Here is a 25,140-nt window from a genome sequence, read left to right as displayed (position 1 = left end):
TAAAGTAAACACCGCTGCGGTGCACCTAGCCGTAAGTATAGGTTAGCGCGGATTCAACAACGCGGGCCAGTGTTGGTCGGCGGCAGTAATGAAACTCGATTGATTGTTTTCCCAGCGCGTTTGAACGCTTTGGCTGAAGTTCAAGTACAGTTTGCCATCGACAATACTGAAGGCTTTTGGGTCAACGCGCACCGCATTACCATCGGCCATGGCGTAGGCGCAATAACCGCCATATTGCGGTGCATAGGCTTCCGGGTTGGCATCGAACAGGGCCTGGTGTTCCGGGGTGCTGAACAGCCAGGTTGCGCCGTTCCATTCGGAGGCTATGTTGGGGTCGCCTTTAACTGCCTGGTTCTCGGTAAAATACGCCACTGTGTCGTACCCTTGGATGGCGTGTGAACTCAAGAAGCCGGTATAAACGGGTTCAATCGCTGAGCTTATGGCGGGTAAGCCAAACAGCAACAACAGCGCGCTGATCAGCAGGGGTGTTCTGGTTCGGGTGTGTGTGGTTGGCACGATGATAGTCTCATGTTGAGGTTCAACAGTGAGACGAACGCCGCCATAAATAGTTCCCGTAGTAGGCCAGCCCCTGGCCGAAAGCTTCGCGCATGCTGGCGTGGACGGAGCCGCGCTCCTACGAAAAGCTTCGCGCATGCTGGCGTGGACGGAGCCGCGCGCCTGGCAATTTCCTAAGTGCGATCCTGCACCAGCACCCACGGCGCAATAACCAGAGCCCATAGCTCAGCGTTTTGGTCGTACCAAATCTGCGCTTGTTCGTTGCTGACGCCTGTCACCTGCTCGGCATCCGTCCAGGCTTTGAACGTTGCGGTGTTGTCGCGGATCAATTCTCGACCTACCGTAATGAGATCAAGGCCTGGCTGTACCACAATGACTTGACCGCGGGCGAAGTAGGGTTGCAGTTCCGCCCAAGAAATACGTGCCGCTTGCTGATTTAGGACGGCCGTGAGTTCGGTGTCGTTCAAGGATGCTTTTGTGCTGCTCATAGTAACCAAAACGGAATGAATAGATGGCGCAGTGTAAACCAAGTACTGCATAAAAAACGATGCTCGACTGACCTCAGTCAGGTTTCATTCGTAGCTGTTGTGCTATCGTGCAGTAAAAATGCTATAAATTGGACATTCCTGTCGAAGTCCAAAGACAAAAAACTATTGAGTAGGAGATGGATATGCGCAAAACCGGTGCTGTTACCCAGCGGGAAGTGAAGCTGAAACCCGGCGAGCAAATCATTTCCGCCACCGATCCGAAAAGTCGTATTACCCATGTTAACGATACCTTTGTGAAGATCAGCGGGTATAAACGGGAAGAACTGATCGGTGAAGGGCATAACATCCTGCGCCACTCCGATATGCCGGGCGCTGCCTTCAAGATGATGTGGGATCGCATTCAAGCCGGTAAGCCGTGGATGGGCCTGGTTAAAAACCGCTGCAAAAACGGCGACCACTATTGGGTAGATGCCTATGTGGTGCCGGTGTGGGAAGGTGAAAAGATCGTCGGATACGAGTCGGTGCGTGTGCAAACCGACCCGGTAATGCAAGCGCGCGCCGAAAAGCTGTATGCCCGCCTGAATGCTGGCAAGAAACCCTTTGCCACGACGGATCATCTGCGTGCCTATCAGCCATTTGCCGTTTGCGGCTTCGTGCTGGCGTTGGTTTTGCTGATTATCATGAATGTGGTCAGCCTTGGTGCCGGTGGTTGGTTAGCGCAAGGGATCACTTTGGTGCTTTCCCCATTAGTCGGCGGTTGGGTATTTCCCAAACTCATGAAACGGCACCTGGATCACGCCAGTGAGGTGGTCGATGATGTGGTCGCGCAATACGTGTACACAGGCGACATCGGGCCTTTAGGGCGCAGCCGCTTGGCGGTATTGATGCAGCAGCACCATTTGCAGACGGTACTCAGTCGGGTGGGCAGTCTGGCGCAAGAATTGAACAGCGCCACAAAAGCGACCAATGGCAGCATTCATCAGGTGGCGCAGCGGGTGGCACAGCAACGTGCCGATACCGACACCGTTGCGTCGGCAGTGCATGAAATGTCAGCGACCATCCGTGAGGTCGCGGAAAATACTCGTGTTACGGCTACGCGCACAGTTGAGGTCAGTCAGCAAGTGCGAGACAGCAACAGCGCCTTGTTGGATGCCGTGGCAAAAGTCAAAGCGCTCAATACCGAAGTGAACCAGGCTAATACCGTGATTGGCAAGCTGGCAACCGACTCTGGCAGCATCAAAAGTGCGGTGGACAGCATTGGAGCCATTGCTGAACAAACCAATTTGCTCGCTCTGAATGCCGCGATTGAAGCCGCGCGGGCTGGTGAACAGGGGCGTGGTTTTGCGGTCGTGGCGGATGAAGTGCGCAGTTTGGCGCAACGCACACAGGAAAGTACGGCGTCCATCAGTGAATTATTGAACACCTTGGCCGAGGCTACACAGCGTGCCGTCGGCGCCATTGAACGGAGCCATAAAGAAGCCGCGGAAGGCGTCGAAGCGATCAATCATGCCAGTGAGCAAATGAACATTATTCTGTCCGCGATGTCGGATATCGAGCATGGCACCGAAAATATTTCGGTTGCGGCTGCCCAGCAAGAAACAGCCGCAGAGGAAATTTCACGTTCCACGGTGCGTATTGCCGAGGGTGCGGATTCCACCGAAAAGGATATGGCAAACGGCGCGCAACAAGTCGATTCGATTGAAAAAATGGCGCGTGAGCAGGTGTCATTGATTGATCGCTTCGGCCGCTAACGCCAGTTTTTCCTCGCGTGATAATTGCTTTATTTGGTACTCGCGGCGACAGGCGCTGGCTCGGTCGGCGCTCGGTTCGGCATACAGTAACGACACCGGGCGACGCACCCGCGTATAGCGTGCGCCGCCGACCAGTTCGCCGTTGTGTTGTCGTACCCGGCGCGTCACATCCGTGGTTACGCCAGTGTATAGATTGCCGTCGCCGCACCGCACAATGTAGACCATCCACGAAGACTCAACCTTGATTTTTGAGTGTTTTTTGTGCATGGTTTTACTCATGTAAAGAAAATGCCATCAACGTAAACGTACGTGATGTGCCGCATGATAACAAAAAATTCGCCACACGCAGGCAATACGTCATGACGACCGAAGCACAGTTACAACAACTGGCCAGCCATAACCAAGCCCACCACCATATCCATCATCAACTGGTGTTTGGCCTTGAAGGGCGAGCCGAATTCGAGTTAGAAGGTGAAGGCGGGCGGGATGTGACACCTTGGACCGGGTGTTTGGTGCCTTCGGAATATAACCATGCGTTTCAGGGTATTGGTAATAATCAGATGTTGGTGGTCAATGTCGACCCTAAGCCGCACGCCATGTCGTTCATTCATCCCCAGGTATTAAGCCAGTTGTTTGATAAGCCACGTTATGTTGAGCTGGACTTACCCTTTGTCCGTATGTTGCGCTCCGTGGGTACAGAAATTGGCAATAACCCGACCGACCCTTGGCTGGCCGGACACGTAACCGGCATTCTGGTACACAGTTTATTTCACCGCCTAACCGATGCAGTCGCATTGCGTGCCGAACCGTCGCGCCGGATCAATCTGGCGCGGGTGGACGCATGGCTGCACCAGCATTTGGCGGAGGTGATTCGGGTGTCGGATCTGGCCAGCTTGTGTTGTTTGAGTGTGAGTCAATTTCAACACAGTTTCCAGCAATTAACGGGCAAAACGCCGTATCAATATGTCTTGCATGTACGTCTCAACACCGCCATCTGGTTGCTGCAGCATACGCAGCAGGCCATTGCCGATATTGCGCTACAGGTCGGGTTTGCGAATCAAAGCGCGCTGACCAAAGCGATGCGCAAAGTGCACGATCAGGTGCCCAGCCAGTATCGCCGCCCGCGGTTGCATTAGCGACACTTTAGCGATACCAGCCTGAGAAAAAGAGGTTATGGAAAGTTAAAACCTCAGAGGCGATAAGCTGGCTAGGCAAAAACGGGCGAGGAAGCGCAGTTTACGCCTGTAAAGGAGCATTTCGAGACCATTTTTAACAACGCCAGCGTGAGAAAAAGAGGTTTTACGTGCAGCGGAAACGTTGCGTCACCGTTTGCTGCTGCTCCGCCTGTCCTGCCACCTGCTCCGAAAACCCCTCAACCGCGTGCAGCTTGTCGTTGCTGACCTGCGCCAACGCGGTGACTTGCGACATGCTATCACTGATGACCACCGTTGTTTGCGCAATTTCCTCAATACTGGTGGCTAACACTTGGTTGCGTGATGCCACTTCATCCACCAGTGTTTTGACCTGATGAATTTCCTGTGCGGCTTGTTCACTCATGCTTTTACCTTGTGCCACCTGTGCACTGCCCGCCGAAACAGACGCCATCAGGCGATGCATCTGTTCCTTCATGTCGTCAACAATGCTGTTGATGTTACTGGTGGCCTGTACGGTCTTCTCCACTAAACCACGGACTTCATCGGCTACCACGGAGAAACCGCGCCCGGCTTCGCCTGCACGTGCCGCTTCGATGGCAGCGTTTAGGGCCAGCATATTGGTTTGCTCGGCGAGGCCATTGATCATGCCGGTAACGCTGTCGACGCGCTCGGAGGCTTTTTCCAGCTCGACGGCGTTCTGATTCAAGGTGCCAAAAATGTCGTGCACCGATTCAATGGCGACCATCGCCTGCTGCACCGACGTGTGGCCTGACTCGGCTGCATGACTGGCCGCGTTGGCTTGCAGATGCGCTTGCGTTGTTTCTTCGGCCATTTGATGCACGGTGGTGGCGATTTCCTGGACGGAGGTGGCCACAGAATGGGTTTGTCGGCTGGCTTCATCGTTGCTGACCACCAGATCATGCAGGGTACTGCGTAGGGCCGTTGCGCCCTGCTGTAAGTCCGAACTGCCGCGTTGCACATCGATGAGTGCGCTGGATAAATCGTGCGTTACCCGGTTCACGGCATGACCGACTTGGTCGAATTCATCCTGTTTACCGGCACTGACCTGCAAGCGCTGGCTTAGGTCGCCTTGCGCAATGTGGCTCAGGGTGGTCACGGTTGAGCTTAGGGTGCGTGAAACCCGCCGCTGCATCAGCCAGAGCACCACCATCACCAGAAAAGCAATGCTCGCACTGGCCGTTAAAATAATAATTTCGGCGCGCTCGCTGGCTTGAAGTGCTGCCGATCGGGCGATGGTTAAGCGATTATCCAACGCCGCCCGTTGGGTATTGACCTGATTGAGCAAGTCGGCCTGCTGTGTATTCGCGGCAGCATTTAAGGTGGTGATTTGTTCGTTCAATTGGCCCATGGCTTCCAACGCGGTGCGGAGAGTGGCCAGGATTGGTCCGTAGAGATCCACAAAATCGAAGTCTTCAGCACTTTGTTCAAAGGCGGCCAGCGCCGCCTCGGCGGCCTGGTAGGTTTCCGGGCTGGGGTTGTCGTTCAAGGCATCGAGGGTAGTGCGTAGGGTCTGGAATACATCATTGAACATAGAAAACATTTGTTCACGCAGCGTTTCTACCGCTTGCTGTGCCTCGCCACGAACGCCCTCGTCACGATTAACGCCGCGCTCGGTATGCAGCGTCAGCCAGTCTGTCATGGTGTTGACCCAGCGCGTGAGTGCTTCCGCCAGCGCCGTATCCGTTTGGCCTGCGGGGCCGCCCGGTTGCAGTACCGGCAGGTGACGCTGGGGTAAGGCCGTCAGTTGATCCGGGCTGGCTCCAGGAGAGAGTGCATTGGCGGCGAGCAATAAATCGACCTGTAGGGCATTCAGATGGTCCTGTTGGCCGTTCAATTGGTCCACCACGCGCGTGGTATCGTTCATTTGGCGCAAGGCGTTGGCGGCGACCGCCGCCAGGCCCATAAAACCCACCAGGGTCAACGCAATCATTAACAGCATTTTTTGCTTAAAGTTGAGGTGAATAGCCATGGCAGCGCTCTTATTATTTTGGTGTGTGAGTGCCTAAATGAATATTACGCTGTGTTGCGTAAATCAATGAATATTCGTATGTGCTGTCCATAACCGGAGTTTTGGAATAATTGTCCGGCGTTTTTGACAAGAACTGAGGGGGTTTATTGGCGATGCTGTATAGGTCTCTTCAACAGAGACTCATGCATACAGTTAAAAAATAAAAACGATAGCCCGATCGATGGCCTAGCAATGCAATGAGTGCACCAGCAAAAAATCCATAAATAAGGCAGCGCATTATGCCGCACTATGGGTTTGTCATGCGATCAAAAACTTACGGTGGAATCATTATGTACAAAACGAATGGATTAGTGAAAAAACTGATGGTCGGTGCAATCAGCGCCGGTATGTTGGTCGGAACCGCAGTCGCCGATAAGCTCGACGACGTATTGCAGCGCGGTGAAGTGCGCTGTGCGGTGGTATTGGATTTCCCACCCATGGGTTTCCGTGACCAGAATAACAACCCGGTGGGTATGGACGTGGACATGTGTGCCGATTTGGCCGCTGCCATGGGTGTTGATTACCAAATCGTCGGCGTGACTTGGGCGGAGCGTATTCCTGCGTTGATCACCGGTCGTGTCGATGTTGCTATTGCGTCCACCTCCGATACGTTGGAGCGTGCGCAAACGGTTGGCTTCACCATTCCTTACATGGTGTTCCAGTTCCAAGCCCTGCTGCCTGCGGATTCCGACATTACCACATGGGAAGACCTGCGTGACGCGCGCGTCGGTGCTGCGGTAGGTACTACGTATGAAAGCGAGTTCCTGGCGTATAAAGAGGCCAACTGGGGTGATGATTCCGGTCGCTATCTTTCGTTCCAAAGCGAAAACGAGTCCTTCCTTGCGGTATCACAAGGTCAGGTGGATGCCGTTATCGTAACCGATACAGCGGCTGCAAACGTGATTGAGTCCGGTCGTTTTGGCGATCTGAAATTGGGTCCTGTCGCGCCTTTCGGAGCTGATGTTGTCGGTATGATTACCCTGCGCCAAGAGTATGGCTGGATCAACTACCTGAACCTGTTCATTAACCGTCAGGTGCGCAGCGGTCGTTACGAAGAGCTGTACAGCGAGTGGATTGGTGGACAAGCACCTTCTCTGGTTACGCCGAACGTATATTACTAAGGGCGTTCACTGAAAGGGCGTAGATATTACGCCCTTATGTTATAAGCCTCTTTAATTCCAAAGAGGCTTAATCCTCTCTGCGGAGGTTATGCAGTATGGACTATACGTTCTTATGGCGTCCCGTTTGGCGCGCTTTACCCCAGTTATTTGACGCAGCACTGATTACCCTCGAAGTGTCCATATTATCCATGATAATCGGCACCGTGATTGCGTTCTTTATTTGCTTTGCCAAGATGTCGACGATATGGCCATTGCGCTTATTTGCCAGCACTTGGATTGAAGTGGCACGGAATACACCGGCTTTATTTCAATTATTCTTCTTTAAATTCGGCTTGGGTGCCGTGGGTATCATTATCGACCCATATCCCACCGTTGTTATGGCCTTGGCGTTCAATACTGCGGGCTATATGGCGGAAACCTTTCGGGGTGGCTATCAGGCCATACCGAGTACTCAATTGCGCGCCGCACGCTCATTGGGCATGAGCTTCACGCAATCACAAGTCTATGTGATGGTGCCACAGCTTTTACGGGCCGTGTATTACCCAATGACGAACCAGTTCATTTGGGTCTTGTTGATGAGCTCCCTGGGTATGTTGGTTGGCTTGCGTGAACTGTCGGGTGAAACGCAATTCTTGTACTCACGAACGTTCCGGGCCTTTGAGTTCTTTGCTGCCACGGCGGTGATCTATTACCTGATGGCAAAAACCCTGCTTATTGGTATGCGTATTCTAGGACGCAGCCTGTTCCGTCATGAATCGGGAGGTCGGTGATGTCTACTGCGACCAGTACGGTACAAATATTTGGTGATCTGCGCCCCCAGGACATGCTTTACCTGGGCGAAGCGGCACTGCGCACCTTGCACATTTCGGCCATCTCCATCACTGCCGGGACCTTATTCGGCATAGTGTTTGGTTGGTTTATGGCCGCCGGGAATCGTTTTGTGCAGTTCTGCGTGAATTCTGTTTTGGATGTGTTCCGCAGCGTGCCGCTGTTGATTCAACTGATCCTGTTTGACTCTTTTATCGCCATTGCCGGGTATCCCATGGAAGCCTTCTGGTCCGGGACCATCGTGCTGTCGGTGTACACCTCAGCCCTAGTGGCCTCGGTGGCACGTGGCGGTATCGAAGCAGTACCGCAGTCGTTGCGGCGGGCCAGCCGGTCGTTGGGCATGACTTATTGGCAAGACATGCGCTATGTGGTGTGGCCAGTGGGTATTCGCGCCGTATTTGCCTCATGGCTGGGGATTGCATTGAGTGTGATCAAGGACTCCGCCCTGGTGTCCGTGCTCGGGTATGTCGAATTACTGCGGGCGTCACAAATATTGATAGGCCGAACCGCCGAAACGTTCACCATATTGGGTATCGCCGGTTTGTTTTACTTTGCCTTGTCCTTCCCGCTGTCTAAGGCCGGTGAGTACATTGAAAAAAGGTGGCAACGATCATGATTAAAATTAATAACGTGCGTAAGTCGTTCGGTGATGTAGAGGTGCTCAAGGGCATAACGCTCGAAGTGCAGCAAGGTGAGGTGTTGTCCGTCATTGGTGCTTCCGGTTCGGGCAAGTCGACGCTGCTTTATTGCATCAATGGTTTGGAGCCCATTCAGTCGGGCACCATTGAAGTGGATGGCATGTCAGTGCACGACAAGAAAACCAACCTGAACCATTTGCGGCAGAAAATCGGCATGGTGTTTCAGCAATGGAATGCCTTCCCACACCTCACCGCGCTGGAAAATGTTGCCTTGGCGCCCCGCAAGGTACGCAAGATGAGCAAGGTGGATGCGTTGGCGTTGGCCGAGAAGCAACTGCGCCATGTAGGGTTGGGCGATAAGCTCAATCTTTACCCCAGTGCCTTGTCTGGCGGGCAGCTACAGCGCGTTGCCATTGCTCGCGCGCTCGCCATGGAACCTAATTACATGCTGTTCGATGAAGCCACTTCCGCTCTTGATCCAGAACTGGTGGGCGAGGTATTGGACACCATGCGCCTGCTCGCTGAAGAAGGCATGACGATGATCGTCGTCACCCACGAAATGGGCTTCGCGCGCGACGTTTCCGATCGCGTGGCGTTCTTCCAACAAGGGGTTATTGACGAAATCGGTAAGCCGGAAGAACTGTTCAATAATCCGAAAAGCGAACATTTGCAGCGCTTTTTGGCGAAAGTTCGCTAACTGTAGGGTCGTTTCGTTGTGTTTGCCCCAGCGGCCCGCTGCGTGGGTTTGACTGGGGCTTTTTTTGTAGAAATCGACGGATTTTTGGAACACCGATTCCATTTTTTTGACAAGAAGATGGCTAACGACTGCTCTACTGTTGTTTGTTAACACCATTGCATTTTTTGGGGCTGCCCATCATGAGTGACCTATTTATACCTGCTCGCCTGCTCACCGGCGACTACGACCACTGGGACAGTGCGGCTTGGCAAAAAGCCATCACACAACTGTATTCGGTCGATGAAACCCGTTGGGTTAAGGCGCTGTTGCCGCTGGCGCAATCGGGAGTGACCGAAGCTCGGGAAATCAGTAAGCAAGCACGACGTCTGGTTGAACGCGTGCGCAGTGAATCCGATGTGGCGCACGCCGTCGATAAACTATTGCAAGAATACAGCCTCGATAACGAAGAAGGCGTCATCTTGATGTGTCTGGCTGAAGCCTTGATGCGTATCCCCGATGCAGAAACAGCCGATGACCTGATTCGCGACAAACTCTCGCCCGCCAACTGGGCGGAACACCTAGGTAAGTCGGATTCTCTGCTGGTCAATGCTTCGACGTGGGGGTTGATGCTGACCGGCAGTGTTGTGCGACTGGACAGTCGGGAGAAGTCGCCCGCCAATTTGCTGGCGAAATTGATCAACCGTGCGGGCGAGCCGGTGATCCGTCAAGCCATGCACCAAGCCATGCGCATCATGGGTAAGCAGTTTGTACTCGGGCAAAGCATTAAAGAAGCCTTGAAAAACGGTAAGCCCTATCGCGCCAAAAAATACACCTATTCCTACGACATGCTGGGCGAAGCAGCGTTGACGGAAAAAGATGCCACGCGTTATTTAGCCTCGTACCGTCAAGCTATAGAAACCTTGGCCGCCTTCAGTACGCAATGGCCGCAAGATGTGCCGCTGCCGACCATATCGATCAAGCTATCCGCATTACACCCGCGCTATGAAGAAACCCAGCGCGAGCGCGTACTGACGGAATTGTCGGAACGAGTACTGTCGCTGGTCGACGTCGCCAGGCCAAACAACATCGGTATCACCATAGATGCCGAAGAGGCGGACCGCTTGGAGCTTTCACTGGCCTTGTTCGAACGCGTTTATCAACATCCCAAAGTCCAGGGTTTTGGCAATTTGGGCCTAGTGATTCAGGCCTATTCAAAACGTGCCTTGCCGGTGTTGGGTTATCTTACCCATTTGGCGCGCCAGCAAGGTGACCGTATTCCTGTTCGTTTGGTAAAAGGCGCCTATTGGGACAGTGAAATCAAACATTGCCAACAGTTGGGTACCCAAGGCTACCCGGTGTATACGCGGAAAGAAAACACCGACACCGCCTATTTGGCCTGTGCGCGTTACTTATTGAGCGATGCGGTGCAACCGCATATCTTCCCGCAATTTGCCACGCATAACGCGCATACGGTGGCGGCCATAAACACCATGGGCGAAGGCAAAGACTTTGAATTCCAGCGTCTGCATGGTATGGGCGACGCCCTGTATGACACCTTCAAAAGTGGCGAGCAACGCTCCATCCGTATTTATGCCCCAGTCGGCGCGCATAAAGACTTGCTGCCCTATTTGGTGCGGCGGCTATTGGAAAATGGCGCGAACTCGTCCTTCGTGCATCGCTTGGTGGATGCACGTACCCCGGTGGCAGAGCTGATCGCCTCTCCGGTCGAACTGGTGGCGGTGCGCGAGCACCACAGCAACACCCGTATCGTCTTGCCGAATGCCATATACGGCCCTGAACGCATGAATTCGCGTGGCCACAATCTGATGATAGACGCTGAACGGAGCGCCCTCATGTCCAAAATATCCGAATTTGATAACACGCTGTGGCGTGCATACCCTCTGTTGGCAGGCAAGCCTGAAGCCTCTGGCCAAACCATGGAGGTCAAAAGCCCCTATGACCAGAGCTTGGCGGTAGGGCAAGTCGATTTCGCCACCGCAGAGCAGTGCCGCAAAGCGCTTGAAATTGCCGATAGCAGTTTTACAGAATGGTATCAAACCCCCGTGAGCCAGCGGGCGGCCGTCCTAGAACGCATGGCCGATCTGTTGGAAGACAACGAAGGCGAATTGATTGCTTTATGTACCCGCGAAGCCGGTAAAACGTTGCAAGACGGCATTGATGAAGTGCGCGAAGCGGTCGACTTTTGTCGTTTTTATGCCCGCGAAGCACGGCATCACTTTACCAGCAGTATTAAACTGCCGGGGCCAACCGGTGAAAGCAACGAACTGTATTACGAAGGTCGGGGCGTATTCCTGTGCATCAGCCCATGGAACTTTCCGCTGGCTATCTTCCTAGGTCAGATCGCCGCCGCTCTGGTGGCCGGTAACACCGTACTGGCGAAACCTGCGGAAACCACGTCACTGATCGCAGCGCGGGCGGTGGAACTGTTCTATCAAGCGGGGATGCCTGCCAAGGTGCTGCAACTGTTGCCCGGTGAAGGGCGAGTAGTCGGCGGTGCACTGGTGCCCGATCCGCGCATCTCCGGCATTGCGTTTACCGGGTCAACCGAAACCGCGCGTGTCATTAACCGGCAGCTCGCCGACCGAGAAGGTCCGATCGCTACCTTCATCGCGGAAACGGGTGGGCAAAATGCCATGGTGGTGGACTCCACCGCCTTGCCTGAACAAGTGGTGACCGATGTAATTCATTCCGCCTTTGCTTCCGCCGGACAGCGTTGCTCGGCGTTGCGTGTACTCTGTGTACAAGATGACATTGGTGACCGCGTGGTCGAGCTGATCAAAGGCGCGATGGAAGAGTTGCGGGTAGGTAACCCGGAAGATCTGTCCACCGATGTGGGCCCTGTGATTGATGCAAAAGCCCGCGATGGACTGCTGGCCTATGTGGCCAAACAGACCCAAGCTGGCAAATTAATTCACCAGATGACCTTGCCCGAAGCCTGTGCAAGCGGCACCTTCGTCCCTCCCACCGTCTTGTCGATTGGCAGCATTGCCGAATTGGGCCGCGAACAATTCGGGCCCGTACTGCACGTTCTGCGCTACAAAGCCAAAGAACTGGATACCGTGTTGGATGCCATTAACGGCACCGGTTACGGCCTGACCTTGGGTGTGCATACGCGCAATGAAGCCACCGCGGCTTACATTGAAAAGCGCGTGCGCGTCGGTAACTGCTACATCAACCGCAACCAGATTGGTGCGGTGGTCGGTGTACAACCCTTCGGCGGACGCGGGTTGTCCGGCACTGGCCCGAAAGCCGGTGGCCCGAACTATGTATTGCGCTTTGCGACCGAACGGACTCGCACCATCAACACCACAGCGGTGGGCGGCAATGCTAGCCTGTTATCACTGGGTGGTGATGCGTAAGAAGACTGCGGGGATAATAGTACCAAGCAAAAAATCCGGCGTTCGCAACGAGCGCCGGATTTTTTCATATTACCCATGCCAGACTACAGTGCAGATTTTCGTCTTGTCGGGCTCAGTATAGATAGACGGCGCCGCTATTAGTATTCGAGTTGTTGGTCTGGTCGCCGCCCAAGCCGGTCGCGTTGCTGCCTTCTCCAGCCGCCCCGACCGCTAGGGTGTTGCCGTCGCCAGAAATGGCAAGCCTGATGCCAAAAGCTTCGCTCTCTTCGAGGTCAGGGTCTCCCCCTTCCGTGTTTGAGGCTTTCAGGTATGCCAATTGCAACCAAATGGTACCAGCGCGGCTGAAGACGTAGACCGCGCCGCTCTCGTAGGCCCCGTTGTTGCTTCCATCCCCGCCCACGCCCGTGGTGCTGCTGCTCTCCTCTGGTGCCCCCACCACTACAGTGTCGCCATCGCTGGAGAGCGCCACACTGAAGCCGAACCTGTCCTCCACTCCGGTGTTGGAGGCCTTCAAATAGGCCTGTTGTGACCAAACGTTGCCGCTGCGGGTGAAGATGTAGGCTGCGCCGCTATTTTCGGCCCCGTCGTTGTTCTGGTCACCGTCCACACCGATGGCGTTACTGTCCTCGTAAATCGCCCCAACCGCTAGGGTGTCGCCATCGCTGGAGAGCGCTACGTTCCAGCCGAACCTGTCTCTCTCTCCGGTATTGGAGGCTTTTAGGTAGGCTTGTTGATTCCAAATGGCGCTATTGCGGCTAAAGACGTAAACCGCGCCGCTACTGTTGGACTCGTTGTCAGTTTGTTCGCCACCCACACCGATGGCATTGCTGTCCTCCCAATGTGCCCCCGCCACTAGCGTGTTACCGTCGCCGGAAAGGGCCACGCTGATGCCGAACCAGTCACCAGCCTCGGAGTTGGAGGATTTGAGGTAGGCCTGCTGTGACCAATCGCTACCATTGAGGCTAAAAACGTAGACCGCGCCGCTTTCGCTCGCATCATTATTAGCGTAGTCGCCATCCACACCGGTGGCGTTGCTGGCTTCTCTAGGTGCCCCTACTGCTAGGGTGTTACCGTCGCTTGCCAAGGCTAGGCTGGTGCCGAAACCGTCGCCACTCTCTGGGTTGGAGGCCTTCAGGTAGGCCTGCTGTGACCAGTCGGTGCCGATGCGATTGAAGATGTAGACTGCTCCGCTCTCGCTCTCCCCATCGTTGGTCTGGTCTCCACCTACGCCGGTAGCGTTGCTGGACTCTCTAGGAGCCCCTACCGCTAGGCTGTCGCCGTCGCTGGTCAGCGCTACGCTGTAGCCGAATTCGTCGTTCGTCCCTGTATTAGAAGCCTTTAGGTAGGCTTGTTGTGTCCAGACAGCGCCGCTGCGAATGAACACGTACACTGCGCCACTATCATTCGCCCCATTGTTGGTCTGGTCGCCACCCACACCAGTGGCGTCGCTGGACTCTCCGGGAGCCCCTACCGCTAGTGTGTTGCCGTCATCTGAGAGTGCCACGGCGCCGAAATAGTCACCCGAACCAGTGTTGGAGGCCTTCACATAACCGATCGCTGCGGCAAGAGTGCCAGTGACGAAGACGGCGGCTGAGTCAGTACAGCCATGGCTGTTGCAGGCCTGAAGAATGTAGCTGGTATTAACGCGTGCTGGCAGGAATACCACGTGTTCATAGCTGGTGGTGTTGGCGGCAATACTTGTCACTGCGGTGTATCCAGAATTTCCATCTGCATTTTCTAAAAGACGGTACTCTGTCTCGCCACTGACATCTGCCCAACTGAAAGCAAAGGTTTTGACGCTTTGCGGGGTTAACGAGAGGGTAGGTGCGGGTGGGGCGACTGCGCCACTATTATCGTCTCTATTTTTCCCACCATTGCTATCACTATCGCATGCGGTTAAACCCAAAATTCCGATGATCACGAACGCAATAATTTTCCAACGATTAGCGGGCAATGACATGAAGTATCCTTATTGATTGAGTATAGGCAGCAGTAACAGCGTGCAGTTATCGGGGTGTTTAAACTCGGCAAACATTATTAAAAAATTTGCGCCTTGTTACGAATAGAAAATGGCTAAATTTCAATTGGTCAGACTTACGTATGGCTTTTCACAGCTGGATAAGTGGCGATGCGTAACAAGACACCTGCCGCGACTCATGGCATCATGTTCCATGAAATCCTCATGGAACCCAAACGATGAGCCAATGTCGCGGAGTCAGGTTGTTTGCCGGTGTGTTGTTTAGCCTCTGTATCGGTGTCCCGGCATGGGCTGACAGTGTCACCTTCAATCGGTTGAAGCTGGCGGCGCAGGGCTACATGGACGACTATGCGACAGACAGCGCTAATGCGGTGTCCAGTTGGGGTGGGGCGTTGGGCATTGAATACGTGGCACAGTTGATGTCAGCGTTCGCGCTTGAGCTGGCAGCCGGGCAACGGCGTGATCGGGTGACGTCGGCTGATGAACAATACGGACTGGTCGAAACTTACTACGCCTATGGCGGACGAGGCCTATGGCATTTTGCCGGTGATGAGATGGCGATGTCGCTCGCCGGGCGCGCCTTTGGTGGCCGCCTGAGTTCGCAAGACCTGTTATTGATGGGCACGAACCAAGACGTTGGCTATCGCTGGGCGGAAATCGGGTTCCACCATTTCTACGTTGCGCCCTGGTCGGAAGCGGGTGTCACATTGCGCCGGTACTTTTGGAGCGATGATACTTACGCCAACGCCGTCACCGCCGAGTTCATCAGCGGCTCCTATCGGTTGATGTGGGGCATTGAAGGTGAAACGACATTGGATTTACAGCATATCCGTTTAGGTGCCAGCCTGAACTACGCGTTCTAGCGCAGCGCCCGAGTGTCCTTTAACAAAAGTTCGTCGGTTTCAGCGAGTCCTGCCGGGCTTCTGGCAAGGCACAGCGCGCCGGGAATGGCCGTAGCCCTTGCCAAGCGCTGTAACGCAGCCAGAAGTCTGGTAGGCTCGCCCTTCGGGAGCCTTTGTCAGGCACCAGTACCGCGTTGCACTTCTGCGAAATAGAACCACTATTCCCGGCGAAGTGCGCCTTGTACTCGCACCTGACACAGGCTCTGAAACTCGACGAACTTTTGTTAAAGGACACTAGGCCTTGTCGGTCTATTTAACGCCCCAGCGCATCAATAAAGAGCTGAAGCTTTTCTGCACGTTTTTCCAAGGCGGGTTCGGGTCTTGCGGGAAGGCATCACGCAGTTGCGCCTGAAACAATTCTGCCGTGGCGATGGCGTCACTCAAGGCATGGTGTGCGCGCCACGTCGGCAGGTGGTAGTGCGTTCGGCAATGTCGCAGTGACAGGTTATTAGCCGTTGGCAAATGATCGGTGCCCAAGCGTCGGCGGGCGAAGTCCTGCGTATCCAGCCGGGTTGGCCGCCAACGTGTACCAAAATAGCGTTGATGAGCCTGACTTAGAAAATCGGCGTCAATATCCCCCCCATGAGTGATCAATACATGGCCTTTCAATTGTTGCAACAAGGTTGGCAGTATTTCATCGGGCTCGGCACCTGTGTCGGCTAAATCGCAGTCACGAATGTGGTGAATGGTTGCGCTGTGCGCTACGCTTTTCGGGCTGCGCAGCAGTATGTGCTCGGCTTGTCCGAGTGGTATGCCATCCTGCGTGATGGGCACAAAGCCGATGCTGAGAATGTGGTCTGTTTTCGGGTTCAGGCCTGACATTTCCATATCCAGCGCCAAAATAGCGCGGTCAAACATCAGGGGGCGGCTGTGCGTCATCCGGCGAAGCCTCCGGCAAATTTTTGTAGGGCGGCCGCTTGGGCATCTTTGATGGTGCGAAACGCAGCTTTGAGTTGTTGCCGTTCATTCGGGCTGAGTTGGTCGGGGTTCAGCCAGTGCCCGCTGTGGTCGCCGGTATTGCCGACGCGCTGGCGTAAACGCGTCAACAGCCGCCAAGCCAAACGCAAATCTTGCGCTAGGCCGCTGGACAGCGACTGATGGTCTTCCGCTGCCATAAGCCGGTTCAGGGTGTTGTTTTCCTCACTGTGCACCGCCAACGCATGCAGCCGCGCGAGGTCGTTGATCAGCGCGATGCCCTCATGTTTGAGATCCAGTTTGTTTTTATGTTCGCCCGAGTGGGTCAACAACAAGCTACGAAAGAAACCGATGGGTGGCGACTGCCGCAACGCCGACTGGGTCATCATGGCCAGAAAACGGCTGTTCGGTTGAATGGTTTGCATCCGTTCGCGCAAGCCACTCTGTAGGTGGTCGGGCCCGGCTATCAAGCGCCAGTCGAAAAAAATGGTACTGAACAATAGGGCTTCTTGGGTGGGTGTATCTATCCAATGCGCGAACTGGGCAGACCATTGATCAACACTGAGCCGCCATTCAGGGTTACTGGCCATGACGTTGCCGGGGCAGTGGCGCAAACCGCAGGCGTTGAGTCCGTCGCATACCCACGTGGCCAGATCCGCAAAATACTGAGCTTCGCGTTCATGGGGTTCACGCGCCAGTATCAGGCCATTGTCTTGGTCGGATTCCAATGTCATTTCTCGACGGGCTTGCGAACCGAACGCCAGCCAACCATAGGCCATTGGCGGTGGCCCCAGTTTTTTCTCGCCCAGTTGCAGTAGGCGGCGGGTCAGGCCATCCATGACCGTGGTGTACAGTTGGCCTAATAGGGGCAGGGCGCTGTCTTGTTGGCGCAACCTATCGAGCCATTGTTGTGCCCCGGACATTTGCTTTTGAATGCCGTCTAGTGTGCTTTCCCGGCTCAGCCTTTGAATGAAAAAGAGTGGCGAATCTTCTTGCGCATGCATCAAATCCGACACCGTTAACATACCAACGGGGGCGCCACGCTTAAGAATTGGCAGGTGGTGCAGTTGGCGCTCACTCATCAGCCATTGCGCATCCAGCAGGGTAGCACCGCTGTGCAACGTGGTCGGGGTGCGCGTCATGATGTCGGTGATGCTGGTGTGAATATCTAAGCCGGGTACTAGGGCGCGTGAACGCAGGTCGCGGTCGGTGACTATGCCGAGCAACTGCCCCTTATCCACCACGAGAATGCTGGACACGCGCGCTTCAGTCATCAATACAGCGGCTTGTTGGATGCTGTGTTGTGGTCCGGCCGTGATTAGCGTGCGCGACATCCAGTGGTCCACCGTTTGCAACAACGGGTGACTGGTGGCCGATTCCAAAGCATGCAGGTTTTGTCGCCGGTCAGCCAGTGATCGAAAAAACTCCGCCAACACGGTGTGTTGACTCATGATGTGGTCAAATACTGACTTGGGAATATGGTAGAGCAGGCAGTCTTCTAACGTGTGCACGGTCAACCCATGGGTATTTTGATCCAACACACTGCTGATACCGAAAATGTCGCCTTCATGCAGTCGGTCAACCAACGCGCCATGGCGATTGCGCAGTTCTACCGCGCCGGACCGAATGATGTTGAGATGTTGGGATGCACCGATCGGGCCATCCTTCACATGTGGCTGATAGTGGACAAGCAATTGCTGACACAGGCTGAGCAGCGCCGATTCATCGAGCTGGTCGAAAGGCGGACGATGGTGCAAAAACTGTACACTGTCGGCTAAATCATCGGCGTTGGCCATGGCATGCTCTCGCGGTTATCCGCAAACGGTTTGACGGCGCAGGTCTTGCGCTGAAACCATGCTCAGACCGGAGATGTCCGGCGTACCATCGCTGTTGATGGGTACTTGCTCACCCGTCTGGCAGTTTAAAATATAGGTGGTAAAGGTCACTACATCGACATATTGCTTTTCAAAATGATATTCCACAAATTGAGCCACTGGGGTGTTGTCGGTGACACCGCGCCGGATGTTTTCGGCGTCAATCACATGAAATTCCGTGGTCATGGGAAAAACAAATGTCCACGGGCGGAAAAATGAAGGGTTTGCCGCATGGCCCGTGATCACCGAACCTTCAGGCAATTGGCTAAGTTTGTGGTCGTACCAGGCGTATTCAAAGTTAATTTGATAGCCTAACATGCAGGTTCCGGCGAGCACGGGGACAATCCAAACCGGCAGCTTTTTGCGCGTTAAGGACCGCAGTACCAAAGCGATACCGGCGCCACCCAAACCTGCAAACACCAACGCCACTAAATGCCAAATCATAAGGTTTCCTTAAAAGAATAGGGCCTTCATTGGAAGGCCCTTTCGTCAACGTGTCAGTCTATACTCAGTGATTGACGGCTGAGCCTGCACCTTTAGGGTAGCGCACGCTTTCCACCAATTCCTGAATTTCAACCGGTGGTTCTTCAGTGGACAAGGCCACCGCATAGGCCACGGCAAAGTTGATGATAGCACCGACAGCACCGAACGACAGCGGAGAAATGCCTGCAATCCAGTTATCGGGGGTGTTCGCCAACGTATTGGTGCCGGGGATAAAGAACCAGCCCAAGTAGGTGAAGATGTACAGCAAGGTAGTCAGCAAGCCTGCCAACATACCGGCGACGGCACCTTTGCTGTTCATCCGCTTGGAGAAGATACCCATCATCAACGCTGGGAAGATCGATGCAGCAGCAATACCGAAGGCCAGGGCCACCGTTTGCGCCGCGAATCCGGGCGGATTCAAACCAAGGTAGGTCGCCAGTAAGATGGCACCCGCCATGGAAATCCGCGCTGCCAGCATTTCGCCTTTTTCGCTGATGTCCGGGTTGATCATGTTCTTGATCAAGTCGTGGCTGATCGCCGACGATATGGCCAGCAACAAACCAGCCGCGGTTGACAGCGCTGCGGCGATACCACCGGCGGCGATCAAACCAATGACCCAGCCAGGTAAGTTAGCGATTTCGGGGTTAGCCAATACCAGGATGTCGTTGTTCACCGTCAACTCATTGCCGTTCCAGCCTCGCTCAGCGGCGGTGGGTGCAAAGGCTTCGGTGGCGTTATACATCTGGATGCGGCCATCGTTATTGCGGTCGTTGAACACGATCAAGCCCGTATTTTCCCAGCTCTTAACCCACTCTGGACGATCTTCATACAACAAAGATGGTTCGGTCGGGCCGTTCGGGAATACGGTATCAATCAGGTTCAAACGGGCCATTGAGGCAACTGCAGGTGCAGTAGTGTACAAGATAGCGATGAACACCAATGCCCAACCTGCCGACCAACGCGCATCCGAAACCTTAGGTACGGTGAAGAAGCGGATGATAACGTGTGGCAAACCGGCAGTACCGATCATCAGCGACAGGGTGAACAGCACCATGTTCAGTTTGTTGTCCACATCGGCGGTGTAATCCTGGAAGCCCAGTTCACGTACTACTTCATCCAGTTTAGCCAGCAATGGCATGCCTGATTCGGTATGCGTACTCCATATACCCAACTGAGGCAGTGCATTGCCGGTCAGCTGCAGTGAAATGAACACCGCTGGAATGGTATATGCAATGATCAGCACCACATATTGCGCGACCTGCGTGTAGGTAATGCCTTTCATGCCCCCAAAAACCGCGTAGAAGAAGACGATGGCGGCAGCAATCCAGATACCTGCGGTACTGCTCACTTCCAGGAAGCGAGAGAACGCAACACCGGCACCGGTCATCTGACCGATAACGTAGGTCACCGAGGCCACAATCAAACAAATAACGGCTACCAAGCGTGCGCCACGGCTGTAGAAGCGGTCACCGATAAAGTCTGGCACGGTGAACTTACCGAACTTCCGCAAATACGGTGCCAGCAACATGGCAAGCAATACATAGCCGCCGGTCCAGCCCATGAGGAAGGTCGAGTTCGCATAACCGACCGAAATCAAACCGGCCATGGAAATAAACGAGGCTGCAGACATCCAGTCAGCCGCCGTCGCCATACCGTTCATGACCGGGTTAACCCCGCCACCGGCCACGTAGAACTCTTTCGTGGACCCGGCACGAGCCCAGATAGCAATGCCGATGTACAGCGCGAACGAGCCGCCGACAAACAGCAGGTTAATGGCAAATTGGCTCATGGGTTATTCCTCCATGCCAAATTCTTGATCGATCTTGTTCATCTTCCACGAGTAGAAGAAAATCAGGCCGATAAAAATCAGAATGGAACCTTGTTGAGCAAACCAGAAGCCCAAGTCAGTACCGCCAATGGCAACGCCTGCCAACCAAGGCCGGAAGAGAATGCCAAAACCATAGGAACACAGCGCCCAAACGACCAGGCAACCCACGATAAGACGTAGGTTGGCAGACCAGTATTGGGCGGCTTGAGATCTTTCATCAATCATGTTTCACGCTCCGTTGTTGTTCTTGTTCGGTAATCGTGTGACCTGTGTCACCGGGGCTAGCCTTGCCAGACAACCACCCTAGGGTACACAAGCCCTTAGGTCGTAAAACCCCTTCACATCGGAAGGCGATTTCGCAACCTGAACACTAGCAGCGTGCTTGGCAAGGTGCGCTTAGACTTTGGTCGATATACCCAAAAGTAACCGCCCAGAAAACGTCGCTTGGGCTTGCATGGTGTGGACGAGCATCTGATACTCTTTAGATGAACTTAAGCACCATCATTCTTACTGTACTGGGCTACGTTGCCGTATTGTTCACCATCGCCATGTATGGAGATCGGCGTTGGGCCACGCGCAAGCACCGTGGCGTGTGGGTCTATGGCTTGGCGTTAGGGGTATATTGTACCTCGTGGACTTATTACGGTGCGGTGGGGCAGGCCTCTGTATCGGGGTGGGACTACATCCCGATTTATCTTGGCCCCATTCTGGTGTGGACCTTCGCCTTTCCTTTGGTGCGTAAAATCCACCGTTTGGTAAAACGGCATCGCCTCACCACCATTTCCGATTTGCTGGCCAGTCGCTACGGCAAGCGGCCGGGCGTTGCCTTGTTTGTGACCCTGGTGTGTCTGTTTGCGGTGGTGCCTTATATTGCCCTGCAGCTCAAGGCCATTAAGGGCAGTTTGGTGCTAATCCTAGATGCCAACTGGCTGGTAAACCCTTTGGTGGTTGAACAGTTAGGTATCTGGATTGCCTTGTTAATGGCCGCGTTCGCCATCTTGTTTGGTACGCGGGTCGCCGATGTAACGCGGCCGCACCCCGGCTTGATGCTCGCCATAGCCTTTGAAAGTGTGGTGAAGATTTTGGCGCTGATTCTGGTGTCGTTCTTGGCCATCAGTTGGCTCAGTGAGGGTTCGAGTCAGCCCATATTGGCAGGGCCTTCGTTTTCCGGTTGGAGTCTCAGCGGAAATTTCCTTACCCAAACCTTGTTGGCCGCGGGCGCTATTTTGGTGCTGCCGCGTCAGTTTCAGGTGTCCTTTGTTGAAAGTACCGAACGTCGACAATTATTTCGAGGGCGATGGATTTTTGTCGTGTATCTCCTCATTACCTGCATTGTGATTGTGCCGATCACTACGCTAGGGGTACAGGTTTTCCAGGGCACCACGGTACAGGGTGATACCTATGTGCTGAGTTTGCCGCTGGCGCTTGGGCAAAACTGGTTGGGCCTGTTTGCCTTCTTGGGTGGCTTTTCGGCGGCCATGGCAATGATTGTGGTGTCCACCGTTACCATGAGTACGATGCTCACTAACGACCTTGTACTGCCATGGTTTTTGCGGCGACGACACAACAAGGGTGCTTTGGGTCGCAGCTCCTTGGTGCTGTTGCGCCGTCTCACGCTGATCATGGTCATTCTTATGGCCAGCATTTATGAGCAGTGGCTGGGTGCCGAATCAGCCTTAACCAGCATTGGCTTAATCAGTTTCTCTCTAATCGTACAATTGGTACCGCCGTTACTGTTGGGTTTGTGGTGGCACGGCGCGCATGCGCGCGGGGTTTATTTGGGCCTGACCTTAGGCGTCAGTGTATGGTTTTTTTGGTTGATGTGGCCACCGATGGCCGCCATCGGTGCATCGTCTCCGGTGCAATTTATCGTGCCCTTGGGTGTTGCTGACCCTTTAACGGAAGGGGTAGTGCTGTCGTTGCTGCTCAATACCTTCGGTGTTTGGTGGGGGTCGCGTCATGTACGGGCCGGTTTGACCGACCGGGCGCAAAGCCATGCTTTTGTGGATGAGCTGGCGAGCGATGGCTGGTCAATGATTGACGACAAAGTGCAAATTAAGGAATGCCTGGAAGCGCTGGATAACTTTGCGGGTGTGGGTACCGGCGACCGCCTCTTGCAGGACTATAACCGGCAACAGCGCACCGAGTTGGATCACAACATGGCACCGGATCAAGCCTTGTTGGACGCGATTGAAAAGGCCCTTGCGGCGGTGATTGGTGCCGTGTCGGCTAAAGCGGTGATGCAATCCATTCTGGTGGGTAAAACCTTGGATGTGGCCGAAGTGGTGAATCTCTTCGGAGAATCCTCACGCATCATGGCGTTTAACCAAAAGTTGTTGCAAACCACCATCGAAAATTTAGATCAAGGCGTCAGTGTGATCGACCGTCATCTGCGTTTGGTGGCGTGGAATCAACGCTATTTGCAGATGTTCCATTACCCGAAAGGTTTTCTGTACGTGGGCCGTCCCATTGCCGATGTGGTGCGCTACAACGCCGAGCGTGGTGAATGTGGGCCGGGCTCGATCGACAGCCATGTTGCACGCCGAATTGCTTATTTAGAACAAGGATCCGCACACCGTTTTGTTCGTGAGCGCATGAATGGCATGGTGCTGGAAATGAAAGGAAACCCCTTGCCGGGCGGTGGTTTTGTAACCACGTTTAACGACATCACCGAATTTGTGGCCACCCAAAACGCCCTCACCGAAGCCAAAGAGCACTTGGAAGAGCGGGTCACCCAACGTACCGAAGAATTGGAAAAGGAAATTGCTCGCCGCAAAGCCATTGAGGCCGACCTGGTGCTGGCGACGCAAGAAGCCGAAGAAGCGAACGCCAGTAAATCGCGCTTTTTGGCGTTTGCCAGCCACGATATTCGTCAGCCGCTGAACGCCGCCCGATTGTATCTCGATGCCTTGGCAAGCCGAAACCAGGATGAATTGATTGCAAAAGTCGATGCTGGGCTATCGGCGACGGAAACCTTATTGTCGACGTTATTGGACATCGCACGGCTGGATGCCGGACAAATGAAGCCCAAAATGCAACCGGTGGCGTTGCGCTCATTGGTGCAGGATGTTCTTGCCGAGGCCGATGTGGCGGCTAAACAGCAGGGTGTTACCTTGCGCTGGCGTGGGCCGGACTGGTGGGTGTGGTCTGACCCAGTGTATTTGCGGCGTATCGTACAAAATCTGGTCACCAACGCCATCCGGCACTGCGCCGGGGCGCAGGTGCTGGTGGGTTGGCGCAAGCAAAAGGGACTGATTCGACTGCAAGTGTTGGACACCGGCCCGGGCATTGGTGGGCACCATTTACCCTTCATTTTTAACGAGTTCTACCGCACCGATGAGTCCCGCCCCGGGGTCGGTTTGGGGCTGGCGGTGGTATCTCGCTTGACACGGATGGTTGAAGCGGAATTGGATGTACGTTCACGGGACGGGCGCGGAACGCATTTCTGGGTGCTCCTAAAGCCCAGTGTGCCGAGTGAGCATGTCGTCAGCACACCCAGCGTGGTTGATGACCTGCCGTTGTCGGATGTGTTGTATGTCGACAACGATGTGACCAATTTAGACGCTATGCAAGCGTTGTTTACCCAGTGGGGGCAGGCCCTGCGCATCGACCATAGACCGGCCCATTGGGCTGTTCCTGACTTGCCGCCGGTGATTTTGATGGACTACGACTTGGGCGCCACACGCACCGGGTTGGACTGGTTGCAGCATTGGCGTGCAGAAGGATGGACCGGGGCTGGTATCATTGTGACGGCTCATAACCACGAGACCTTGCGCAGCGCCGTAAAAGAAGCCGGTTTCTATTGGTTATCTAAGCCGGTCGCGCCAGCAAAATTGCGGGCCCTGCTGCGCCAAGTTCAGCAATCCTTGGTATGAGAAACCAGCAGCGCCACGTGCAACTGTTCATCTGTTTTCCCCTAACCTGCCGGTGATGACGTAGGGTAGCTATTCAGGGCGCAAACGCAGTTGACTTAACAAGGAGACCAGTTGGGCGCGGCCGTGCAAACCCAATTTGCGGAAAATTGTGGTGAGATGCGCTTTCACCGTGGCTTCACTGATGCCTAAGTCCCACGCAATGGTTTTATTCAATTCACCGGTGGATACGCGCATGGCCACTTCGAATTGGGCCGGGGTGAGTGTTTGCAACTGCGCCATGGCGTGCAGGAGTGCCGAGTGCTCCGCGCTGTGCGTCAGTTCGGGGAAATAGAGTTCACCGGCCAGTACGCATTCCAACGCATGGCGCAGGGCATCTGGGGCTGCTGACTTCGAACAAAACCCCGAGGCGCCTAATTCTTTACTGCCCGCAATAATCAGTGCTTGGTCGCTACCCGATACAACAATGACCGGCAGGGCAGGCCAATCGCGACGAATTTGCTGCAAGCCCAGCAGTCCGGCTGAACCGGGCATCGCCAAGTCGAGTACCAGTAAATCAGGCTCCTCGTGGTCATTCAACCAAGCGAGCGTGGCGGGAAGGGAATCCGTCTCCGCAATGTGGTGTTGGTTTGGCCCACTGCTTAACATCAGCCTTAAAGCATCACGGAACAGTGGGTGATCATCCGCAACTAGAATGCGTGCCATCG

Annotated in this window: 20 protein-coding genes; 9 read left to right on the top strand and 11 right to left on the bottom strand. The window is 54.6% G+C overall.

Going from position 1 to position 25,140, the window contains the following annotated elements:
• Nucleotides 1-42: 42 nt before the first annotated feature.
• Nucleotides 43-516 (bottom strand): YHS domain-containing (seleno)protein, encoded by a 474-nt coding sequence (locus ACFOSD_RS02755; protein ID WP_380693811.1) that lies wholly within the window; start codon nt 514-516, stop codon nt 43-45.
• A 173-nt stretch (nt 517-689) separates the two neighbouring features.
• On the bottom strand, nt 690-1,004 hold the full coding sequence (locus ACFOSD_RS02750; protein ID WP_380693814.1) for a DUF2288 domain-containing protein: 315 nt from the start codon (nt 1,002-1,004) through the stop codon (nt 690-692).
• 182 nt (nt 1,005-1,186) lie between these two features.
• Here ACFOSD_RS02750 and ACFOSD_RS02745 point away from each other — a divergent pair, with 182 nt between their 5' ends.
• A complete protein-coding gene (locus ACFOSD_RS02745; protein WP_380693816.1) occupies nt 1,187-2,755 on the top strand; it encodes a methyl-accepting chemotaxis protein in 1,569 nt (522 codons plus the stop codon).
• On the opposite strand, the gene ACFOSD_RS02740 is transcribed toward ACFOSD_RS02745, so the two are convergent.
• The gene (locus ACFOSD_RS02740; RefSeq protein ID WP_380693818.1) at nt 2,729-3,022 is read right to left on the bottom strand and encodes a GIY-YIG nuclease family protein; all 294 of its coding nucleotides are present in this window, start codon (nt 3,020-3,022) and stop codon (nt 2,729-2,731) included. The genes ACFOSD_RS02745 and ACFOSD_RS02740 overlap by 27 nt on opposite strands.
• Before the next feature lie 92 nt (nt 3,023-3,114).
• On the opposite strand from ACFOSD_RS02740, the gene ACFOSD_RS02735 reads away from it, so the two are divergent.
• Nucleotides 3,115-3,891, top strand: a complete 777-nt coding sequence (locus tag ACFOSD_RS02735) for a helix-turn-helix domain-containing protein (protein ID WP_380693821.1) — start codon at nt 3,115-3,117, stop codon at nt 3,889-3,891.
• A 163-nt stretch (nt 3,892-4,054) separates the two neighbouring features.
• On the opposite strand, the gene ACFOSD_RS02730 is transcribed toward ACFOSD_RS02735, so the two are convergent.
• Entirely contained in the window at nt 4,055-5,899 is a 1,845-nt protein-coding gene (locus ACFOSD_RS02730) for a methyl-accepting chemotaxis protein (RefSeq protein ID WP_380693823.1), read from the bottom strand.
• A gap of 329 nt (nt 5,900-6,228) precedes the next feature.
• Between ACFOSD_RS02730 and ACFOSD_RS02725 the strand changes: the two genes are divergently transcribed.
• From ACFOSD_RS02725 to putA, 5 genes are all read left to right on the top strand, one after another.
• Nucleotides 6,229-7,059: a transporter substrate-binding domain-containing protein gene (locus ACFOSD_RS02725; RefSeq protein ID WP_380693825.1), complete on the top strand. Its 831-nt coding sequence runs from the start codon at nt 6,229-6,231 to the stop codon at nt 7,057-7,059.
• Nucleotides 7,060-7,154: 95 nt separating this feature from the next.
• Complete coding sequence (locus tag ACFOSD_RS02720) at nt 7,155-7,829, top strand: amino acid ABC transporter permease (protein ID WP_380693827.1); 675 nt, start codon at nt 7,155-7,157, stop codon at nt 7,827-7,829.
• A complete protein-coding gene (locus ACFOSD_RS02715; RefSeq protein WP_380693830.1) occupies nt 7,829-8,503 on the top strand; it encodes an amino acid ABC transporter permease in 675 nt (224 codons plus the stop codon). Before ACFOSD_RS02720 ends, ACFOSD_RS02715 begins: the two co-directional genes overlap by 1 nt.
• Entirely contained in the window at nt 8,500-9,222 is a 723-nt protein-coding gene (locus ACFOSD_RS02710; protein WP_380693832.1) for an amino acid ABC transporter ATP-binding protein, read from the top strand. Before ACFOSD_RS02715 ends, ACFOSD_RS02710 begins: the two co-directional genes overlap by 4 nt.
• 179 nt (nt 9,223-9,401) lie before the next feature.
• Nucleotides 9,402-12,581: a bifunctional proline dehydrogenase/L-glutamate gamma-semialdehyde dehydrogenase PutA gene (gene putA / locus ACFOSD_RS02705; protein WP_380693834.1), complete on the top strand. Its 3,180-nt coding sequence runs from the start codon at nt 9,402-9,404 to the stop codon at nt 12,579-12,581.
• Between the two features lie 112 nt (nt 12,582-12,693).
• Here the strand turns inward: putA and ACFOSD_RS02700 are convergent, their stop codons facing one another.
• A complete protein-coding gene (locus ACFOSD_RS02700; protein ID WP_380693836.1) occupies nt 12,694-14,541 on the bottom strand; it encodes an FG-GAP repeat protein in 1,848 nt (615 codons plus the stop codon).
• A gap of 236 nt (nt 14,542-14,777) precedes the next feature.
• On the opposite strand from ACFOSD_RS02700, the gene ACFOSD_RS02695 reads away from it, so the two are divergent.
• The gene (locus ACFOSD_RS02695) at nt 14,778-15,422 is read left to right on the top strand and encodes a hypothetical protein (RefSeq protein WP_380693838.1); all 645 of its coding nucleotides are present in this window, start codon (nt 14,778-14,780) and stop codon (nt 15,420-15,422) included.
• 288 nt (nt 15,423-15,710) lie between these two features.
• Here the strand turns inward: ACFOSD_RS02695 and ACFOSD_RS02690 are convergent, their stop codons facing one another.
• The 5 genes from ACFOSD_RS02690 to ACFOSD_RS02670 all read right to left on the bottom strand — a co-directional run bounded on the left by ACFOSD_RS02690 (nt 15,711) and on the right by ACFOSD_RS02670 (nt 20,786).
• The gene (locus tag ACFOSD_RS02690) at nt 15,711-16,340 is read right to left on the bottom strand and encodes an exonuclease domain-containing protein (protein ID WP_380693840.1); all 630 of its coding nucleotides are present in this window, start codon (nt 16,338-16,340) and stop codon (nt 15,711-15,713) included.
• Nucleotides 16,337-18,172, bottom strand: a complete 1,836-nt coding sequence (locus ACFOSD_RS02685; protein WP_380693842.1) for a DUF294 nucleotidyltransferase-like domain-containing protein — start codon at nt 18,170-18,172, stop codon at nt 16,337-16,339. Before ACFOSD_RS02685 ends, ACFOSD_RS02690 begins: the two co-directional genes overlap by 4 nt.
• A gap of 15 nt (nt 18,173-18,187) precedes the next feature.
• On the bottom strand, nt 18,188-18,694 hold the full coding sequence (locus tag ACFOSD_RS02680) for a hypothetical protein (protein ID WP_380693844.1): 507 nt from the start codon (nt 18,692-18,694) through the stop codon (nt 18,188-18,190).
• Nucleotides 18,695-18,758: 64 nt separating this feature from the next.
• On the bottom strand, nt 18,759-20,522 hold the full coding sequence (locus ACFOSD_RS02675; RefSeq protein ID WP_380693846.1) for a sodium:solute symporter family protein: 1,764 nt from the start codon (nt 20,520-20,522) through the stop codon (nt 18,759-18,761).
• A gap of 3 nt (nt 20,523-20,525) precedes the next feature.
• Entirely contained in the window at nt 20,526-20,786 is a 261-nt protein-coding gene (locus ACFOSD_RS02670; protein WP_380693848.1) for a DUF4212 domain-containing protein, read from the bottom strand.
• Between the two features lie 260 nt (nt 20,787-21,046).
• Here ACFOSD_RS02670 and ACFOSD_RS02665 point away from each other — a divergent pair, with 260 nt between their 5' ends.
• Nucleotides 21,047-24,436 (top strand): PAS-domain containing protein, encoded by a 3,390-nt coding sequence (locus ACFOSD_RS02665; RefSeq protein ID WP_380693850.1) that lies wholly within the window; start codon nt 21,047-21,049, stop codon nt 24,434-24,436.
• A gap of 69 nt (nt 24,437-24,505) precedes the next feature.
• On the opposite strand, the gene ACFOSD_RS02660 is transcribed toward ACFOSD_RS02665, so the two are convergent.
• Complete coding sequence (locus tag ACFOSD_RS02660; protein WP_380693852.1) at nt 24,506-25,138, bottom strand: response regulator transcription factor; 633 nt, start codon at nt 25,136-25,138, stop codon at nt 24,506-24,508.
• Nucleotides 25,139-25,140 lie beyond the last annotated feature (2 nt).

Source organism: Salinispirillum marinum (genome assembly GCF_042650105.1).
Lineage (GTDB): Bacteria > Pseudomonadota > Gammaproteobacteria > Pseudomonadales > Natronospirillaceae > Salinispirillum > Salinispirillum marinum.
The sequence above is the reverse complement of the archived record's forward strand: the minus strand, read 5'-3'. Positions and strand labels throughout refer to the sequence as shown.

Excerpts from the sequence above, each read along its gene's own strand:
- ACFOSD_RS02750 (WP_380693814.1), bottom strand. The coding sequence starts at position 1,004 with ATGAGCAGCACAAAAGCATCCTTGAACGACACCGAACTCACGGCCGTC.
- ACFOSD_RS02685 (WP_380693842.1), bottom strand. The coding sequence starts at position 18,172 with ATGGCCAACGCCGATGATTTAGCCGACAGTGTACAGTTTTTGCACCAT.
- ACFOSD_RS02690 (WP_380693840.1), bottom strand. The coding sequence starts at position 16,340 with ATGACGCACAGCCGCCCCCTGATGTTTGACCGCGCTATTTTGGCGCTG.
- putA (WP_380693834.1), top strand. The coding sequence starts at position 9,402 with ATGAGTGACCTATTTATACCTGCTCGCCTGCTCACCGGCGACTACGAC.
- ACFOSD_RS02745 (WP_380693816.1), top strand. The coding sequence starts at position 1,187 with ATGCGCAAAACCGGTGCTGTTACCCAGCGGGAAGTGAAGCTGAAACCC.
- ACFOSD_RS02725 (WP_380693825.1), top strand. The coding sequence starts at position 6,229 with ATGTACAAAACGAATGGATTAGTGAAAAAACTGATGGTCGGTGCAATC.
- ACFOSD_RS02660 (WP_380693852.1), bottom strand. The coding sequence starts at position 25,138 with ATGGCACGCATTCTAGTTGCGGATGATCACCCACTGTTCCGTGATGCT.
- ACFOSD_RS02720 (WP_380693827.1), top strand. The coding sequence starts at position 7,155 with ATGGACTATACGTTCTTATGGCGTCCCGTTTGGCGCGCTTTACCCCAG.
- ACFOSD_RS02740 (WP_380693818.1), bottom strand. The coding sequence starts at position 3,022 with ATGCACAAAAAACACTCAAAAATCAAGGTTGAGTCTTCGTGGATGGTC.
- ACFOSD_RS02700 (WP_380693836.1), bottom strand. The coding sequence starts at position 14,541 with ATGTCATTGCCCGCTAATCGTTGGAAAATTATTGCGTTCGTGATCATC.
- ACFOSD_RS02680 (WP_380693844.1), bottom strand. The coding sequence starts at position 18,694 with ATGATTTGGCATTTAGTGGCGTTGGTGTTTGCAGGTTTGGGTGGCGCC.
- ACFOSD_RS02730 (WP_380693823.1), bottom strand. The coding sequence starts at position 5,899 with ATGGCTATTCACCTCAACTTTAAGCAAAAAATGCTGTTAATGATTGCG.
- ACFOSD_RS02715 (WP_380693830.1), top strand. The coding sequence starts at position 7,829 with ATGTCTACTGCGACCAGTACGGTACAAATATTTGGTGATCTGCGCCCC.
- ACFOSD_RS02735 (WP_380693821.1), top strand. The coding sequence starts at position 3,115 with ATGACGACCGAAGCACAGTTACAACAACTGGCCAGCCATAACCAAGCC.
- ACFOSD_RS02710 (WP_380693832.1), top strand. The coding sequence starts at position 8,500 with ATGATTAAAATTAATAACGTGCGTAAGTCGTTCGGTGATGTAGAGGTG.
- ACFOSD_RS02695 (WP_380693838.1), top strand. The coding sequence starts at position 14,778 with ATGAGCCAATGTCGCGGAGTCAGGTTGTTTGCCGGTGTGTTGTTTAGC.
- ACFOSD_RS02670 (WP_380693848.1), bottom strand. The coding sequence starts at position 20,786 with ATGATTGATGAAAGATCTCAAGCCGCCCAATACTGGTCTGCCAACCTA.
- ACFOSD_RS02665 (WP_380693850.1), top strand. The coding sequence starts at position 21,047 with ATGAACTTAAGCACCATCATTCTTACTGTACTGGGCTACGTTGCCGTA.
- ACFOSD_RS02675 (WP_380693846.1), bottom strand. The coding sequence starts at position 20,522 with ATGAGCCAATTTGCCATTAACCTGCTGTTTGTCGGCGGCTCGTTCGCG.